The organism is Pseudoroseomonas cervicalis, assembly GCF_030818485.1.
GTDB lineage: Bacteria > Pseudomonadota > Alphaproteobacteria > Acetobacterales > Acetobacteraceae > Pseudoroseomonas > Pseudoroseomonas cervicalis_A.
The window spans coordinates 3473534-3488267 of the sequence record NZ_JAUTAJ010000004.1; the positions used below are offsets into that span (position 1 = coordinate 3473534).

Here is a 14734-nt window from a genome sequence, read left to right on the forward strand (position 1 = left end):
CGCCTGGCGCATCTTGCTCAGCAGGTGCAGCAGGAACAGCAGGGAGCCGTCGGAGATGCGCGGCAGGCCGGGGCCGAAGCGGCCGGCATGGCCGAGCTGCTCGGCCTCCTTGCGCACCTCCTTCTCCACCTTCTTCCACTCCACGCCAAAGGGCGGGTTGGACAGCATGTAGTCGAACTTCTTTCCGGCATGCCCGTCCTCGGACAGGGTGTTGCCGGGCACGATGTTGCCGACATCCTGGCCCTTGATCAGCATGTCCGCCTTGCAGATGGCGTAGCTCTCGTCGTTCAGCTCCTGGCCGAACATGCTCAGCGTGGCCTGCGGGTTGTGCGCCATCAGATGCTCCCCCGCCACCGAGAGCATGCCGCCCGTCCCGGCCGTGGGGTCGTAGATGGTGCGCACGGCGCGGGTGCCGGGGGTCAGGATGTCGCTGTCCTCGATGAACAGCAGGTTGACCATCAGCCGGATGACGTCGCGCGGGGTGAAGTGCTCGCCCGCCGTCTCGTTGGAGATTTCCGCGAATTTGCGGATCAGCTCCTCGAAGGCCAGGCCCATATCGTGGTTGCTGACCTGGTCGGGGTGCAGCGGGAAGGCGGCGAAGCGCTCGGTCACCTGGTAGAGCAGCCCGGCCTTGCGCAGCCGGTCGGTCTGCTCGGTGAAGCGGAAGCGCTCGAAGATGTCGCGGACGGGCGCCGAGAAGCCGCGGATATAGGCGTCCAGATTGGCGCCGAGATTGTCCTGGTCGCCCATCAGGGTCTTCAGGTCGAAGGGCGAGGTGTTGGCGAAGGGCACGCCCGTGATGCGCCGCAGGAAGGCCTCGGGCTCGATCCCCATGGCCGTCTTGGCCTGCGCCTCGGCGAGCACCTTTTCCTTGGTGGGCGCCAGCACGCAGTCGAGGCGGCGCAGCACCGTGAAGGGCAGGATGACCCGGCCGTATTCGGAGGGCTTGTAGTCGCCGCGAAGCAGGTCAGCCACGGACCAGATGAGGGCGGAGAGGGATTGCGACTGGCTCATCTGAACAGACTCATATGGATTATTGGACATTATGCCGCAGCCGGACGGAGCGGAAGCACCCCCCCCCCCCCCGCCTTGCCTGCTTGTCGGCGCTGGGCAGGTTATCGAGGGGCGCGCTGCCGGCGGGGCGCCCCCTTCGCCTGCCGGGCTGCCATCAGTGCGTGCGGTCCGTCCTGATTCGGCCCGGCGATCGCCAGCGCCACCGCATCCGGCTGCTGCCCCGATGGCCACCTTTCCCCCTGCGCCTGCACATGCGCCCCCCAGGCCTCCAGTGCCGCGGTGCGCTCCGGCATGAAGTCGTTGCGCTGATAGACGGCAGCGACGCCGCTGATCGTGCCGCTCGAATGGTTCAGCAGCTTGTCGGCCACATGCGGCGGAAAGCGCTCCCCGGCCAGCCAGGTGACACCAGCTCGGCGAAAGTCATGCAGCACCCAGGGCGGCATCGTCTCGGCCTGGCACCCTGTCACCGTCGCCAGCTGGGCCCGTTCGGCGGCGATCGCCGCGTCGAGAGTCCGCTTCACCCAGCTATGCCCGCTGATGGGTCGCATCCCCTTGGCCGTCGGGCTGCCGAACACGAGCTGGTCAGGGTCGGGAAGCATGGCCGGCGCCCCGCGCGCGAGGTCGAGGACAGTGCGCAACAAAGCCCGTGCCGGCGCGCTGAGCGGCACGACATGCCCGCGGCCATTCTTCGTGCGGCTGCCCGGTTGGGTCCAGACGGATAGGTCGGGCGACACCTCGCGCCACCGCATGCCGCAGACTTCGTCGCGTCGGGCAAGGGTTAGCAGCAGAAAACGCATCGCGGGCCCGTAAGGCGCGGCCATTGTGCCAGCGGCTCGCCAGATTTCACCCACTTCTTGGCCGGAAAGGACTCGCTCGCGGCTACCCGCTCGCTCAGGCATGGGCAGGCCGGCGAAGGGGTTGGTCAACAGTCGGCGCCGTTTCACGGCCCAGCCATAACACGCTGATCCGTAGCGTAAGACGAGCCCGCCGGTCGTCGCCTTGCCGGCCTTGGCCAAACGGTCGATCACGCCCAGCACCGCCGCATGATCCAGCGCCTTAGCGGGCGCTTCGAGATGCGCCTTGAAGGCGTGGCGCAAGGCGCGGGTGGCTTCTGCCCGATAGCTTGCCCGCCGCGTCGCCAGGTGCAACGTCTCCCAATCCTCGATGAGGAGGTCGAGCGTGAAGGCCGCCTCTGTTGCTGTGAGGGCCGCCTCCGCCTTGCGTTTGGCATGATCTGCGGCGCGAGCGGCTCGTTCAGCCGCAGGATCTCCCCCGGCGGCCACTTTGCCAAAGGTCGCCCGCGCGGCGGTACGGGCCTGCTCCACCGTCAAGGCACCCCAGAGGCCAAGCTTCTCTCGCTGCCGCTCGCCCGTCGCCCGGTTGGTCCAGCAGGCGTAGAAGGTTTTCGCCCCCGCGGTCGCCCTGAGCCGCAAGCCCGGAACCTCGACGTCGGAGAGCCAGGCCTCCCGCTTTCCAGGGGGAATGGCAAAGGCAGCGACGGCCTTTTCTGTCAGCTTCGGCATCGGCACCAGCCCTCGATCTGCGGACCCGCTGCGGACCCGGAAAGCGGGTCCGCAATGGCGATTCATAGCGGCTTCAGGCGGTTTGGTAAGAGGGCTGTTTGAGAATCTTGTAGCTATGTGGAGGGTTCTGGCGGTCCGGGGTCCGCAATGGCGAAATCGGACACCCTATTCCTAATCTGGGGGCCGTGGGTTCGAATCCCGCCGGGGACATGCCTTCAGGCAAGCAATCCGTCGACATCATCGGGCATTGCCGGAATTGGCGGCCAGCGGCCCCCGAAGCTGCTGTCGATCGCGCTTCGGCGCCCGCCAATGCCCGGCGGCCGGCCCTGGCCACAGGCTTTCCCTGGCCCGGCAGCGCGGGGCGGAAGCGCGGAATGGCTCGCGCGGAAACCCTGCGGATGCCGGCTTCCCTGCATGCGCCGGCCTGGCGGCACGGCCGGAGGGCGGCGAGCCAGGCGGCCGCCACACCGCAGGCGGTGGACATGGCTGTTGATGCCTCGCCCTCCAAGGCATAGGATGCCGATATGTCGAAGGATGTCAGCCTCGCCCCTGCCGGTCGCGCCACGCCCAACCTGACGGATCGCGCCTATTGGGCCGGGACCATCAAGATGGCGCTCAGCCGGTTCTTCGTGCTGCAGGTGCTGCATGACGGCCCGGCGCATGGCTATGACATCGCGCGCGCCGTGGAGCGGACGACGAAAGGCTGCTGCTCGCCCTCCGAGGGCGCGCTCTATCCGACGCTGCGCGAGTTCGAGCAGGGCGGCTATGTGACCTCCGCCGCCGAAATCGTCTCCGGCCGCGAGCGCAAGGTCTACACCCTGACCGGGAAGGGCCGCGATGCCTTCAGGGTCGGGCTGGAGGCCTGGATGGACGCCACCGCCGCCCTGACCGAGACCGGCCGCGCCGCCGCGGCGCGCGACCAGGGCCAGAAGCGCTGCGGCTGCTGAGCTTCGCTGTGACTGGATGCATCGCCCACCGAGGCATTTGGAAGGGGAGCGCCCGATGAGTTCCTGCTGTCCCGCAAAGCCGCCCCGCGCCCCGGCCGGCCAGGGCCTGCCTGGCCCCGTGGACCTGCCCGTGGCCGTCATCGGCGGCGGCCCGGTCGGCCTGGCCGCGGCGGCGCATCTGCTGCAGCGCGGCCTGCGGCCCGTGGTGCTGGAGGCGGGGGCCTCGGTCGGCACGGCGCCGCTGGACTGGGGACATGTCCGGACCTTCTCGCCCTGGCGGTACAACATCGATGCCGCCTGCCGCGCGCTGCTGGAGCGGCAGGGCTGGAGGGCGCCCGAGGCCGGGGCCTTCCCGACCGGCCGCATGCTGGTCGAGGAGTATCTGGCGCCGCTGGCCGCCCTGCCCGAGATCGCTGCCAGCCTGCGGCTGAACACCCGGGTGACCGGCATCGCCCGGGCGCGCCTGGGCAAGGTGCGCGATGCCGGCCGCGCGCAGCAGCCCTTCGAGCTCCGCTTCGAGGCCGAGGGCCAGGAAGGACGGATGCTGGCGCGCGCCGTCATCGTCGCGACCGGCAGCTGGGGCCATCCGAACCCGGCCGGTGCTTCCGGCCTTCCGGCGCTTGGCGAGCGGCAGGCGGCGGACCGCATCCGCCATGGCATGCCCGATGTGCTCGGCGCCGAGCGCGGCCGCTATGCGGGCAAGCGGGTGCTGGTCGTGGGCTCGGGCCATTCGGCCATCGGCACGCTGATCGACCTCTCCCTCCTCGCCACGCAGGCGCCCGGCACGCGGATCCTCTGGGCGGCCCGGAGCGCCGAGCTGACGCGCGCCTATGGCGGCGGCGCGGCCGACCAGCTGCCGGAGCGGGGGGCGCTGGGCCAGCGGTTGCGGCGCCTGGTCGAGACGAGGGCCGTGGCGCTTCTCGCGCCCTTCCCGGTCGATGCGGTGCGCCGCGGCGCCGACGGCGCGCTGCGGGTCGCGAGCCTGGAAGGCGCGGTGGCGGAGGCCGACGAGATGGTGGTGGCCACGGGCCTGCGGCCGGACCTCGGCATTCTCGGCGAACTTCGTCTCGACCTGGATCCGGCCCTGGATTGCCCGCGCGCGCTGGCTCCGCTGATCGATCCGAACCTGCACTCCTGCGGCACGGTCCGTCCGCATGGCGCCTTCGAGCTGCAGCAGCCGGATGGTGGGCTGTTCCTGGCGGGCATGGCCAGCTATGGCCGGGCGCCGACCTTCCTGATGGCGACCGGCTATGAGCAGGTGCGCTCGATCGCCGCCTTCCTGGCAGGCGACCTGGACGCGGCGCGCCGTGTCGAGCTGGACCTGCCGCAGACCGGGGTCTGCAGCAGCGACCGGGCAGGGCCGGATGGCCCGGGCGCCGGCACCGCCGGCTGCTGCGCCCCCGCGCCCCCCGAGGCCGCCGGCTGTCCGGCCCCGCCGACCCCGCCTGACCGGTCATCCTGCCGCGGGACCGCCAGCCGGGACGCGAAGCCTGCCGTGGAAGCCGCTGGATGAGCCAGGCCGCTTCGCCGGCAGCGGCCGCTCCCCCTGACCCGGCGGCAGGCCGCAGCCGGCTCACGGTCGTCTCCGCCATCGGCATCGGCCAGATTCTGGCCTGGGGGTCCTCCTACTACCTGCTCGCGGTGCTGGCCGGTCCGATCGCCGCCGACACCGGCTGGCCGCTGACCTGGATCATGGGGGCGCTGTCGCTGGGCATGCTGGTCTCCGGCCTGGTGTCGCCGCGCATCGGCCGCCTGATCGAGCTGCGCGGCGGCCGCCCTGTCCTGGCCGCCAGCGCCGTGCTGCTCGCCGCGGGCCTGCTCCTGCTCGGGCTGGCGCCGAGCCTGCCGGTCTTCATGCTGGCCTGGGTCATTCTGGGGCTGGCCATGGGCGCCGGGCTCTACGATCCCGCCTTCTCCAGCCTGGGGCGGCTCTATGGCGAGCAGGCCCGCTCCGCCATCACCCAGGTCACCCTGTTCGGCGGCTTCGCCAGCACGGTCTGCTGGCCGCTCAGCGCCCTGCTGGCCGAGCAGTTCGGCTGGCGCGGCGCCTGCCTGACCTACGCCGCCATCCATCTGACGATCGGATTGCCGCTCTACCTGTTCGGCGTCCCGCGCGAGGCCGCCAGGCCCGCCGCCCCCGCCAGGGCCGCCGCGGCGCCCCTCCGGGTGCAGGCCAGCCAGCGCTATGCCTTCGTCATGCTCGCCGCGGGCTTCACCCTGGCGGCCGTCATCATGACGGTGCTCTCGGTCCATCTGCTGGCGCTGCTGCAGTCGCAGGGCCTGGCGCTGGCCGCGGCGGTGGCGCTGGGCACGCTGATCGGCCCGGCGCAGGTCGGCGCCCGCATCCTGGAGATGGTCCTCGGCAGGAAGGCGCATCCGATCTGGAGCCTGGTGGCCTCGGCCGTGCTGGTGGCGCTGGGCCTTGGCATGCTGGTCGGCGCGCCCGGTGTCGTCGCGGCGGGCATCGTCCTGTACGGCATGGGCAGCGGCATCCGCTCCATCGCCCGCGGCACGGTGCCCCTGGCCCTGTTCGGCAGGGAAGGCTACGCCGTGCTGATGGGGCGGATCGCCATGCCGACGCTGATCGCCCAGGCCGCATCGCCCTTCCTGGGCGCCTGGCTGCTGGACGGGTTCGGCGCCCCGGCCACGCTGGCCGTGCTGTGCGGCGCCGCGGTGCTCAACATCCTGATGGTGCTGGCGCTGCTGCCGGTGGCGCTTCGCCGCCGGTAGCGGAGCTGCCGGCCTGCAGGTCAATGCCGGCCATCGCCGGGTCGGGGCCGGCGCTCACAGGAACCCGCAATCCCGCAGGAAGATCCCTGTTCTGGGGCCAGGGCGGTATCGGCCAATCGGAGGCGCCTGGTCCGGCCCCTGCCGGGGCCACCGGGGATCATCGTCAGCGGCGCTTCGACCACCTGCGGAGACATCCGCCTCCTCGGTCACGGCCCCGATCGGCGATTCATGCGCTGTCGCGGCTGCATCAGGACTTTCTCGCCCAGCCAAGGCAAGAAGCTGTCCACGGCCGGCTGTGCCCTATCCCGCGGCGCCTGAGGCACGCGCCAGATCCTTTCGGCCGACCTTCTCCGCCCGTTCCTTCCGCTCGCTGTAGCGGTCGGTCAGATGCGCCGAGACATCGCGCGTCAGCAGGGTGAATTTCACCAACTCCTCCATCACGTCGACGACGCGGTCATAGAGCGGACCCGGCCGCATCCGGCCCGCCTCGTCGAACTGCTCATAGGCCTTCGGCACCGAGGATTGGTTGGGGATGGTCACCATCCGCATCCAGCGGCCGAGCAGGCGCAGCGTGTTGACCGAGTTGAAGCTCTGGCTGCCGCCGGAGACCTGCATCACCGCCAGGGTGCGCCCCTGGGTCGGGCGGATCCCGCGGCTCTCCAGGGGCAGCCAGTCGATCTGGTTCTTCATGATGCCGGTGATGGCGCCGTGCCGCTCCGGGCTGCACCAGACCTGGCCCTCGGACCACAAGGACAGCGCGCGGAGCTCGGCGACCTTCGCGTGATCCGCGGGCACGCTGTCCGCCGCCGGCAGATCGCGCGGGTCGAAGACCTGCGTCTCGGCGCCGAGGCGGCGCAGGATGCGCTCGGCCTCCAGCGTCAGGAGGCGGCTGTAGGACCGTTCGCGCAGCGAGCCGTAGAGCAGCAGGATGCGCGGCGCGTGCTGGCTGGCGCCGGGAATGCCGAGCCGCGCGCGATCCGGCCCTGGCAGCAGCGCGTCGGCGATGTTGGGCAGCGAGAGGTCGAGGGTCATCAGCGTCTCCTCTGCGTCAGGACCGGATGGCGGGCGCGGGCGGTCGCCGCCGTCACGGCGCCACCACCGGCAGCCAGAGCGCCAGGGCGGCCAGCACGGCCAGCAGCACCGGTGGCGTGATGACCAGGCCGACCCGCATGTATTGTCCCCAGGTGATGGTGGTGCCCTTGCGCGCCAGCACATGCAGCCAGAGCAGCGTCGCCAGGCTGCCGATCGGGGTGAATTTGGGGCCGAGGTCGCAGCCGATGACATTGGCGTAGATCATCGCCTCGCGGATGGCGGGCGGGATGCCCTGCGCCTGCTCGATGGCCAGGGCGCCGATCAGCACGCTGGGCATGTTGTTCATCACCGAGGAGATCAGCGCGGCGCCGATGCCGGTGCCGAGGGTGGCGGCCCAGAGGCCATGCCCGGCCAGCCAGACCAGCGCCTGCGCCAGATGGTCGGTCAGCCCGGCATTCCGCAGCCCATAGACCACCAGGTACATGCCGAGCGAGAAGATGACGATCTGCCAGGGCGCATCGCCCAGCACCTTGCGGACGGAGACGACGGCGCCGCTGCCGCCGCGGTGCCAGCGGCCGGCCAGCACCAGCAGCGCGAGGGCCGCGGCGCCGGTCACCGCGGCCACTGGTACGCCCAGCGGCGCCAGGACGAAATAGGCCAGCAGCAGCACCGCCAGCAGCGGAAAGGCGGCGCGGAAGACAAGAGGGTCGCGGATGGCGGTGGCGGGCCGCTCCAGCTGGTCGAGCCGGTAGCGGGCGGGCAGGTCGCGCCCGTAATAGGCCCAGAGCACGGCGAGCGTCGCGCCCAGCGCCACCAGATTGACCGGCGCCATGACTGCGGCATAGCGGTCGAAGCCGATGCCGAAATAATTGGCCGAGACGATGTTGACCAGGTTCGAGATCACCAGCGGCAGGCTGGTGGTGTCGGCCACGAAGCCGCAGGCGACGATGAAGGCGAGCGTGGCGCCCGCGGAGAAGTTCAGGCGCAGCAGGATGGCCATGACGATCGGCGTCAGCAGCAGGGCGGCCCCGTCATTGGCGAAGAAGGCGGCGATGACCGCGCCGAGCACCACCACCAGCGGGAACAGCCGCCGCCCATTGCCGCCGCCCCAGCGCGCGACATGCAGCGCCGCCCACTGGAAGAATCCCGCCTCGTCCAGCAGCAGCGAGATGATGATCAGCGCGACGAAGGTGAAGGTGGCGTCCCAGACGATGTCCCAGACCACCGGCACGTCGGCCCAGCCGATGACGCCGGTGAGCAGCGCCAGGCCCGCGCCGCCGAGCGCCGACCAGCCGATGCCGAGGCCGCGCGGCTGCCAGATGACCAGGACAAGCGTGAAGACGAAGATGGCCAGGGCCAGCATGGAGGCTTCTCTCGGGCGTCAGGGCGTGGCGGCGCCACCGCCGCCCGGGGGCGGCCGGCGGCGCGGCTCATCGCCGCCAGGATGGGGGAGGGGCGGGGGCCGGTTTCAGATCAGGCGGCGGCCTTGCTCGTCGACGACCTTCTCGCCGTCCTCCTTGGCGAAGGCGGCGCGCTGCGGCTGCGGCAGGATGTCCAGCACCGCCTCGGATGGCCTGCAGAGCTTCACGCCGAGCGGCGTCACCACGATGGGCCGGTTGATGAGGATGGGATGCGCCATCATCGCGTCGAGCAGCTGCTCCTCGGTCAGCGACGGGTCGCCAAGGCCGAGTTCCTCGTAGGGCGTGCCCTTCTGGCGCAGAAGCTCGCGCGTCGGGATGCCCATGCGCCGGATCAGCTCGGCCAGCCTCTCCCGGCTCGGCGGGGTCCGCAGATATTCAATGACTTCGGGTTCCTCGCCGCTGTTGCGGATCAGGGCCAGGGTGTTGCGGGACGTCCCGCAGGCCGGGTTGTGGTAGATGGTCACGTCGGGCATGGGGCGGCCTTCTCGGGCGGGCAGCAGGGAAGCAGGTCGGCGATGAGGGGCTGGCACAGATCGGCGCGGCCGCCGCAGCAATCCCTGACCAGGAACAGCATCATGCCGCGCAGGCGGCCCAGATCGGCGCGATAGACGATGGACCGGCTGTGTCGCTCGGCGCGAAGCAGCCCGGCGCGGGCCAGCACGGCCAGATGGGTCGACATGGTGTTCTGCGGAACATCGAGCTGCCGGGCGACCTCGCCAGCGGCGAGCCCGTCCGGCTCGTGCCGCACCAGCAGGCGGAAGGTCTGCAGCCGCGTGCCTTGCGACAGGGCGGACAGGCAGGCCAGCGCTTCAATATCATCCATATATCGAGTATGGTGGATATATGATCGCTGTCAAGCCGGGCAATGTCGTTCCGGCCGATCGGACCATGGAAGGCCGCGGGCATCCCCCAGGGCGGAAGGAGCCGCCGTCCCAGGGATCGCAGCGCTGCCGATCCCCATGTCCCGGGCCCGGCCGGGGGGGCTGGCGGCGCAGGGGCCATTGTCCAGCCCCGGCGCCGGCGCCGCTATCGGGCCTTGCCCGGGTTGCGCTAGGACATCCCGCGATGCCCCTATGGCTGGCCGCCATGGCCAAACCCGGCTCAGGCATCGGGCCGCGAGGATGACATGATGAGCTCCCCTGAACTGAACCGCCTGATCGAAGCGCTGCGGCAGCCCGCCCTGCGGGACGGGCTGGGCGCCGAGCTGCAGCGCTGCGGCAGCGCGGAGGAGGCCGCGGCGGTGCTGCGGCGCGCCGGCTACGACATCTCCGCGCGGGAGCTGGAGGAGGCCGCCGCCGAATTGTCCGACCAGGCGCTGGACCAGGTCGGCGGCGCGGGGCTGTTCTCCGGCTGGGTGCGCGAGGGCGTCTCGGTCTGGGATGTGCGCCGGGGCGGCTGAGGCCCCGCCAGCGCGCCCGGGCGCGGCCCCCGCCCGCCGCCTCCCTCAGGGCGCGATCGAGGAGGCGCCGGCGGCGGCGATATCCTCCTCGCTCATGCCGCGCCGCCAATGCGAGAAGGCGACGCAGCGCCCGGCGGGCAGCCCCGCCTCCTGCAGCAGGTGGCGGCGCAGCGCGCGGAAGGCGGCGAATTCCGCGCCGATCCAGCAGAACGCCTCCTCCCGCGCCTCCGGCAGGGCCAGGCCGCGCGCCGCCTCCAGCAGCAGGCGCGTGCTGCCCGGCGCGGCGCCGTCGCGGTGCAGCCAGCGGATCTCGACGCCCGGCGGGTGGCGCAGCGGCTGTTCCTCCGCCGGCCCCGCGATCTCGATCAGCGCCACGCCGCGGGCCGTGGCGGGCATGCCCTCCAGGATGCGGGCGATGCCGGGCAGGCCGGTCTCGTCGCCGGCCAGCAGCGACCAGGCGGCCGGCCGCGGGCCCTGCGCCGCCGGGCCGAGCAGCCCCACCACATCGCCCGGCGCCGCCCGGGCCAGCCAGCGCATCCCCGGCCCGTCGCCGCCATGCCGCACGAAGTCGATCTCCAGCCGGCCGGCCGCCGCGTCGATGCGGCGGATGGTGTAGATGCGCGAGGCCAGCCGGCCCGAGCCCGGCCACACCACGCGCCCGCCATCATCCAGCATCGGCCATTCCGGGGTGGCGGCGCCGCCGGCCTGGAACAGCAGCCGGCAATGCAGCTGGTCCGGCGTGTCGTAGCGGGCCAGGTCCTCGCCGCCGAAGCGGATGCGGCGCAGGCCGGGCGTGACGTCGTGGATCTGCCGCACGGTCAGGATGCGCAGATCCGGCGGCAGCACGGCGCCGGCGGCATCGCCGGTCCAGGCGATGGCCAGCCGCTCCTCCCGCGCGACGAAGTCGATCAGGCTGGTCAGGTCGTGCTTCAGCCGGTTGAAGGCGGCGCCATCCGGCGCCTCGACGCCGAGCTCCAGCCGGTCCGGCCCCGGGCGCAGCCATCCCGTCCCGCCGAGCGGCGAGGCGATGGCATGGCCCCCGGGACCTGGCTGCAGCGTCAGGTGATGCGCCGCCAGCGAGGCCAGGATGCGATCGAGATAGGCGGCGATGCGGGGGAAGGGGATGCTGGCGCGGGCGCGCAGGAGGGGCATGGCGAAGTTCCAGGGGCAGGGGGGCGGGTCCGGGATCAGGCGAGGCTCACCCAGAGCGGGCCGGGCAGGGGCCGCGCCAGGAAACGCGTGTTGATCAGGCCGAGCGTCTCGCCGGGGTCGAGGTCGCGGAACAGCGCGGGGTGCAGCCAGCCGGCCGCGGCCTCGACGAAGAGCAGGTTGAGCGGGCGGATGGCGACCAGCCCGCTCCAGATGCCATGCACCCGGCGGTCGCGGATGGCGGGCAGCGGCGCCAGGCCCGGCCGGGCGGCCAGGCGGCGCAGCCCGTCCTGCGCCGGGCCGGGCGGCAGGCCGGGGCCGATGGCGGGGCGCATCATGGGCGCATAGGCGCCGCCGGTGGCGATATAGACCTCGGGCGCCTCGGCGATCAGCTGCTCGGGCGAGAGCCTGGCGAACCAGCGCGCCGCCGCCGCCTCGGGCGGGCGGCCGCCGGCGAGCGCCAGCAGCGCGCCCCAGATGCGGCTGCCGGCGGCCCAGCAGCATTCGTCATAGGTCGATTGCAGCTCCAGATAGGCGCGGCGCGGCGCGACGCCGGCGAGCCGCGCGGCGATGCGCGCCAGCCGCGCCCGGACGAAGCCGAGATAGGCCTCCGCCTGCGCCTCGGCGCCGAGCAGCGTGCCCCACATCGCCAGCGAACGTTCCAGCGCCGCCATCGGGCCGAGCGCGTCGCCCGCGGCATCGGGCTGGTTGGCATCGGCGCTGCTGAACACGGCCGGGATGCCGGCGACGGCCAGCTGGCGCAGCAGGCTGCCCCCGGCCAGATCCGGCTCGGCCTGGGCGGTGGCCACCACCAGATCCGGCGCCAGGGCCAGGAGGCTCTCCAGCGAGCGGGATTCGGGCGTGGCGCCGCCGACCACCGGCAGGCTGCCGCCGCCGGGGCGGGCCGCGTAGCTCTGGCGCAGCGCCTCGCTGTCCAGCAGCTCCGCCCCCGCCCAGCCGGCGACCAGGCTGGCGGGATCGGGGTGCAGCAGCGCCATGCTCATGATGTCGCGCGCATCCAGCAGCAGGATGCGGCGCGGCGGGCGCGGCAGCGCCACCCGCCGGCCGAGCATGTCGGTGACCGACAGCCCGTCCCGCGGCGCGGCGGCGAGGAGGGCGGGCGCTGCCAGCAGCGCGGCGAGCTGGCGGCGGCCGAGCCGCCGGGCGGGCGCGCTCACCAGCGGTAGCGCAGGCCGCCCAGGACCCGCGCGCCATTGCCGTACTGGCAGTAATAGGTGGAGCTGCAGCTGGCGTAGTAGTCGCGGTCGAACAGGTTGGTGACGTTCAGCGTCGCCTGCGCACCGGCCAGGGCGGGGGCGAGCTTGCCCAGCTCGTAGCGCGCCGCCAGGTCGACCAGCGTGTAGCCGCCGGCGCGCACCGTGTTGGCGTCGTCGCCATAGCTGCTGCCGACGACGCGCAGCCCGGCGCCGAGCGTCAGCCCGTCCAGCGCGCCCTCCTCGATGCCGTAGCTGGCCCAGACCGAGCCGTAATAATCCGGTGCCGCCTGCGGCCGCTTGCCCAGCGCGGCGCTGTTGGTGGAGCGCGTCACCTCGGTGTCCAGCAGCGTCAGGCTGCCGATCAGCTCCAGCCCGCGGGCGATGCGGCCGCGCGCCTCCAGCTCCACCCCGCGCGAGCGGATCTCGCCCTGCTGCACCTGGAAGCCGGGGATGGCGCCGGGGGTCAGCCCGTTCTCCTGCCGGATCTCGAACAGCGCGGCGGTGAGCATCGCGTTGATGAAGGAGGGCTCGTATTTGACACCGGCCTCCCATTGCCGCCCCTCGGTCGGGCGGAAGGCGCGGCCGGCGGCGTCCACGCCCACCACCGGCTCGAAGGAGGTGGCGTAGCTGACATAGGGGGAGAGGCCGTTGTCGAAGCGGTAGAGCAGCCCGGCGCGGTAGCTGGGCGAACGGCTCGACTGGTCGCTGCTGGTGCCGGCCAGGCGGTTGTCGGTGCGCTGCTCGGTCCAGTCATGCCGCGCGCCGAGCAGCAGGCGGAAATTCCCGAGGCTCATCTGGTCCTGCAGATAGACGCCCAGCTGCTGCAGCGTCTGCCGGCTGTCGATGATGCGCGTCAGCGCGCCGACGGGAAGGCCGTAGCGCGGCGCGGTGACGTCGAGCGAGGCGGCGGTGCCGTAGCGATACTCCCAGGAGCTGACCGAGCGCTGCAGGTCGAAGCCGAGCAGCGCGCGGTGCGCCACCGCGCCGGTGGTGAAATCGATCTGCGCGCTGTTGTCGGCGGCGATGCCGTCCACCTGCTCCAGCGAGCGCAGCGCCTGGCGCGGCATCAGCCCGGCGGCGCTGACGGGGCCGGCCATCTGCAGGCTCTGGAAATCGAGGTCGATCGCCGAGTAGCGCAGCTTCGAGGTGACGCTGACGGCCTCGTTCACGCGGTGCTCCAGCGTGTAGCCCAGCGCGTATTGCGTGCGGTCGTAGCGGTCGAAGGACGGGTCGCCGACATTCAGCCTGCGGTCCAGGTAGCGGCCGATCCCCGGCGCGGCCAGGCCGCGGGCGTAGATCGAGTTGAAATAGCCGCCCTCGGGATCGTGCTGGTAGAAGCCCTGCAGGGTCAGCCGCGTCGCGGCGCTGGGCTGCCAGGCGATCGCCGGCGCGATGGCGATGCGCTGCTCCTCGACCTTGTCATACTGCGTGTCGGCGCGGCGGCCGATGCCGCTGACGCTGTATTGCCAGACGCCCTCGGCATCGAGCGCGCCCTGGCTGGTCAGCCCCGCCTGCGCCCGGCCATGGCTGCCGGCCTCGAGCCGCACCTCGTTATAGGGGCGGGCGCTGGGGGCGCGGCTGATCTGGTTGACCAGCCCGCCCGGATTGGTCTGGCCATACAGCACCGCGGCCGGGCCGCGCAGCACGTCGAGGCTGTCGATCAGGAAGGGATCGATGGCGGGCAGGGCGAAGGCCTGGCCGCGCGGCAGCCGCAGCCCGTCCAGGAAATCCACCACATTGGTCGAGGTGCCGAAGCCGCCGAAGCCGCGCATGAAAATACTGTCGTAGCGCGAGGTGGTCTCGATGCCGGCCAGCACGCCCGGGGTATAGGCCAGCGCGTCGCGGCCGCTCTGCGCGTTCTGGTCGTCCAGCTGCCGGCGGGTGACAGTGCTGACCGAATGCGGGGTTTCCGCCGCCGGGCTGTCGGTCTTGGTGGCGCTGGTCGTGCTGCCTTCCAGATAGCTTTCGCCGGTGCGGCCGCGCAGGCCTTCCACCGCGATCTCCGGCAGCAGGATCGGCGCCGCCGGCGCCTGTTGTGCCCGGGCCGTGGCGGCGAGCGCCACCATGGCCACCGATGCCAGCAGCATGGCGCGCCGCTGCGCGCCCCTTGCTTCGCTCATTCCCTGCCTTCTCCGCTCCCGCCGATCGCGCGGGCGATTCATGCGAATGGTTATCATTCGCGAGTCGGGGGCGGCTTATACGGTAAACGGGACAGGTGCGTCCAGTTTTTCCATATTGACCACGGCAAGCGGCTGACGGGAAGCCTCCGGCATGGGAGAGGCGCCGGACGGGGCCGCCCGCG

At 72.1% G+C, this 14734-nt stretch carries 12 protein-coding genes and 1 pseudogene; 4 read left to right on the plus strand and 9 right to left on the minus strand.

Annotated elements, in window-relative coordinates; translation table 11 throughout:
- Positions 1-63: 63 nt before the first annotated feature.
- Positions 64-1044: pseudogene (locus QE401_RS20315) on the minus strand (type I restriction-modification system subunit M); the annotation flags it as partial.
- Between the two features lie 71 nt (positions 1045-1115).
- On the minus strand, positions 1116-2537 hold the full coding sequence (locus QE401_RS20320; protein WP_307139913.1) for a tyrosine-type recombinase/integrase: 1422 nt from the start codon (positions 2535-2537) through the stop codon (positions 1116-1118).
- Positions 2538-3061: 524 nt separating this feature from the next.
- Between QE401_RS20320 and QE401_RS20325 the strand changes: the two genes are divergently transcribed.
- From QE401_RS20325 to QE401_RS20335, 3 genes are all read left to right on the plus strand, one after another.
- Positions 3062-3484 (plus strand): PadR family transcriptional regulator, encoded by a 423-nt coding sequence (locus QE401_RS20325; protein ID WP_307139914.1) that lies wholly within the window; start codon positions 3062-3064, stop codon positions 3482-3484.
- Between the two features lie 118 nt (positions 3485-3602).
- Positions 3603-4997, plus strand: coding sequence for an FAD-dependent oxidoreductase (locus QE401_RS20330; protein ID WP_307139915.1), 1395 nt, complete (start codon positions 3603-3605; stop codon positions 4995-4997).
- Positions 4994-6214, plus strand: a complete 1221-nt coding sequence (locus QE401_RS20335; protein WP_307139916.1) for an MFS transporter — start codon at positions 4994-4996, stop codon at positions 6212-6214. The genes QE401_RS20330 and QE401_RS20335 overlap by 4 nt, the downstream gene beginning before the upstream one ends.
- Positions 6215-6514: 300 nt before the next feature.
- Here QE401_RS20335 and arsH read toward each other — a convergent pair whose 3' ends face one another.
- The 4 genes from arsH to QE401_RS20355 form a co-directional block, all read right to left on the minus strand.
- The gene (gene arsH, locus QE401_RS20340) at positions 6515-7246 is read right to left on the minus strand and encodes an arsenical resistance protein ArsH (protein WP_307139917.1); all 732 of its coding nucleotides are present in this window, start codon (positions 7244-7246) and stop codon (positions 6515-6517) included.
- A 52-nt stretch (positions 7247-7298) separates the two neighbouring features.
- On the minus strand, positions 7299-8609 hold the full coding sequence (locus QE401_RS20345; protein WP_307139918.1) for an arsenic transporter: 1311 nt from the start codon (positions 8607-8609) through the stop codon (positions 7299-7301).
- A 105-nt stretch (positions 8610-8714) separates the two neighbouring features.
- The gene (gene arsC / locus QE401_RS20350) at positions 8715-9140 is read right to left on the minus strand and encodes an arsenate reductase (glutaredoxin) (protein ID WP_307139919.1); all 426 of its coding nucleotides are present in this window, start codon (positions 9138-9140) and stop codon (positions 8715-8717) included.
- Positions 9128-9490, minus strand: coding sequence for an ArsR/SmtB family transcription factor (locus tag QE401_RS20355; protein WP_307139920.1), 363 nt, complete (start codon positions 9488-9490; stop codon positions 9128-9130). Before QE401_RS20355 ends, arsC begins: the two co-directional genes overlap by 13 nt.
- A 306-nt stretch (positions 9491-9796) precedes the next feature.
- On the opposite strand from QE401_RS20355, the gene QE401_RS20360 reads away from it, so the two are divergent.
- Entirely contained in the window at positions 9797-10066 is a 270-nt protein-coding gene (locus QE401_RS20360; protein WP_307139921.1) for a Nif11-like leader peptide family natural product precursor, read from the plus strand.
- Positions 10067-10111: 45 nt separating this feature from the next.
- Here the strand turns inward: QE401_RS20360 and QE401_RS20365 are convergent, their stop codons facing one another.
- The 3 genes from QE401_RS20365 to QE401_RS20375 are packed head-to-tail and all read right to left on the minus strand — an operon-like array spanning position 10112 to position 14552.
- Entirely contained in the window at positions 10112-11218 is a 1107-nt protein-coding gene (locus QE401_RS20365) for a siderophore-interacting protein (protein ID WP_307139922.1), read from the minus strand.
- Between the two features lie 35 nt (positions 11219-11253).
- Positions 11254-12393 carry an ABC transporter substrate-binding protein gene (locus QE401_RS20370; protein WP_307139923.1) on the minus strand — a complete coding sequence of 380 codons (1140 nt, stop codon included), beginning with the start codon at positions 12391-12393 and terminating at the stop codon, positions 11254-11256.
- Positions 12390-14552 (minus strand): TonB-dependent siderophore receptor, encoded by a 2163-nt coding sequence (locus QE401_RS20375; RefSeq protein WP_307139924.1) that lies wholly within the window; start codon positions 14550-14552, stop codon positions 12390-12392. The genes QE401_RS20370 and QE401_RS20375 overlap by 4 nt, the downstream gene beginning before the upstream one ends.
- Positions 14553-14734: the final 182 nt, after the last annotated feature.

Coding starts and splice junctions, on each gene's coding strand:
- QE401_RS20360 (WP_307139921.1), top strand. CDS start 9,797: ATGAGCTCCCCTGAACTGAACCGCCTGATCGAAGCGCTGCGGCAGCCC.
- QE401_RS20365 (WP_307139922.1), bottom strand. CDS start 11,218: ATGCCCCTCCTGCGCGCCCGCGCCAGCATCCCCTTCCCCCGCATCGCC.
- arsC (WP_307139919.1), bottom strand. CDS start 9,140: ATGCCCGACGTGACCATCTACCACAACCCGGCCTGCGGGACGTCCCGC.
- QE401_RS20320 (WP_307139913.1), bottom strand. CDS start 2,537: ATGCCGAAGCTGACAGAAAAGGCCGTCGCTGCCTTTGCCATTCCCCCT.
- QE401_RS20375 (WP_307139924.1), bottom strand. CDS start 14,552: ATGAGCGAAGCAAGGGGCGCGCAGCGGCGCGCCATGCTGCTGGCATCG.
- QE401_RS20345 (WP_307139918.1), bottom strand. CDS start 8,609: ATGCTGGCCCTGGCCATCTTCGTCTTCACGCTTGTCCTGGTCATCTGG.
- arsH (WP_307139917.1), bottom strand. CDS start 7,246: ATGACCCTCGACCTCTCGCTGCCCAACATCGCCGACGCGCTGCTGCCA.
- QE401_RS20325 (WP_307139914.1), top strand. CDS start 3,062: ATGTCGAAGGATGTCAGCCTCGCCCCTGCCGGTCGCGCCACGCCCAAC.
- QE401_RS20335 (WP_307139916.1), top strand. CDS start 4,994: ATGAGCCAGGCCGCTTCGCCGGCAGCGGCCGCTCCCCCTGACCCGGCG.
- QE401_RS20355 (WP_307139920.1), bottom strand. CDS start 9,490: ATGGATGATATTGAAGCGCTGGCCTGCCTGTCCGCCCTGTCGCAAGGC.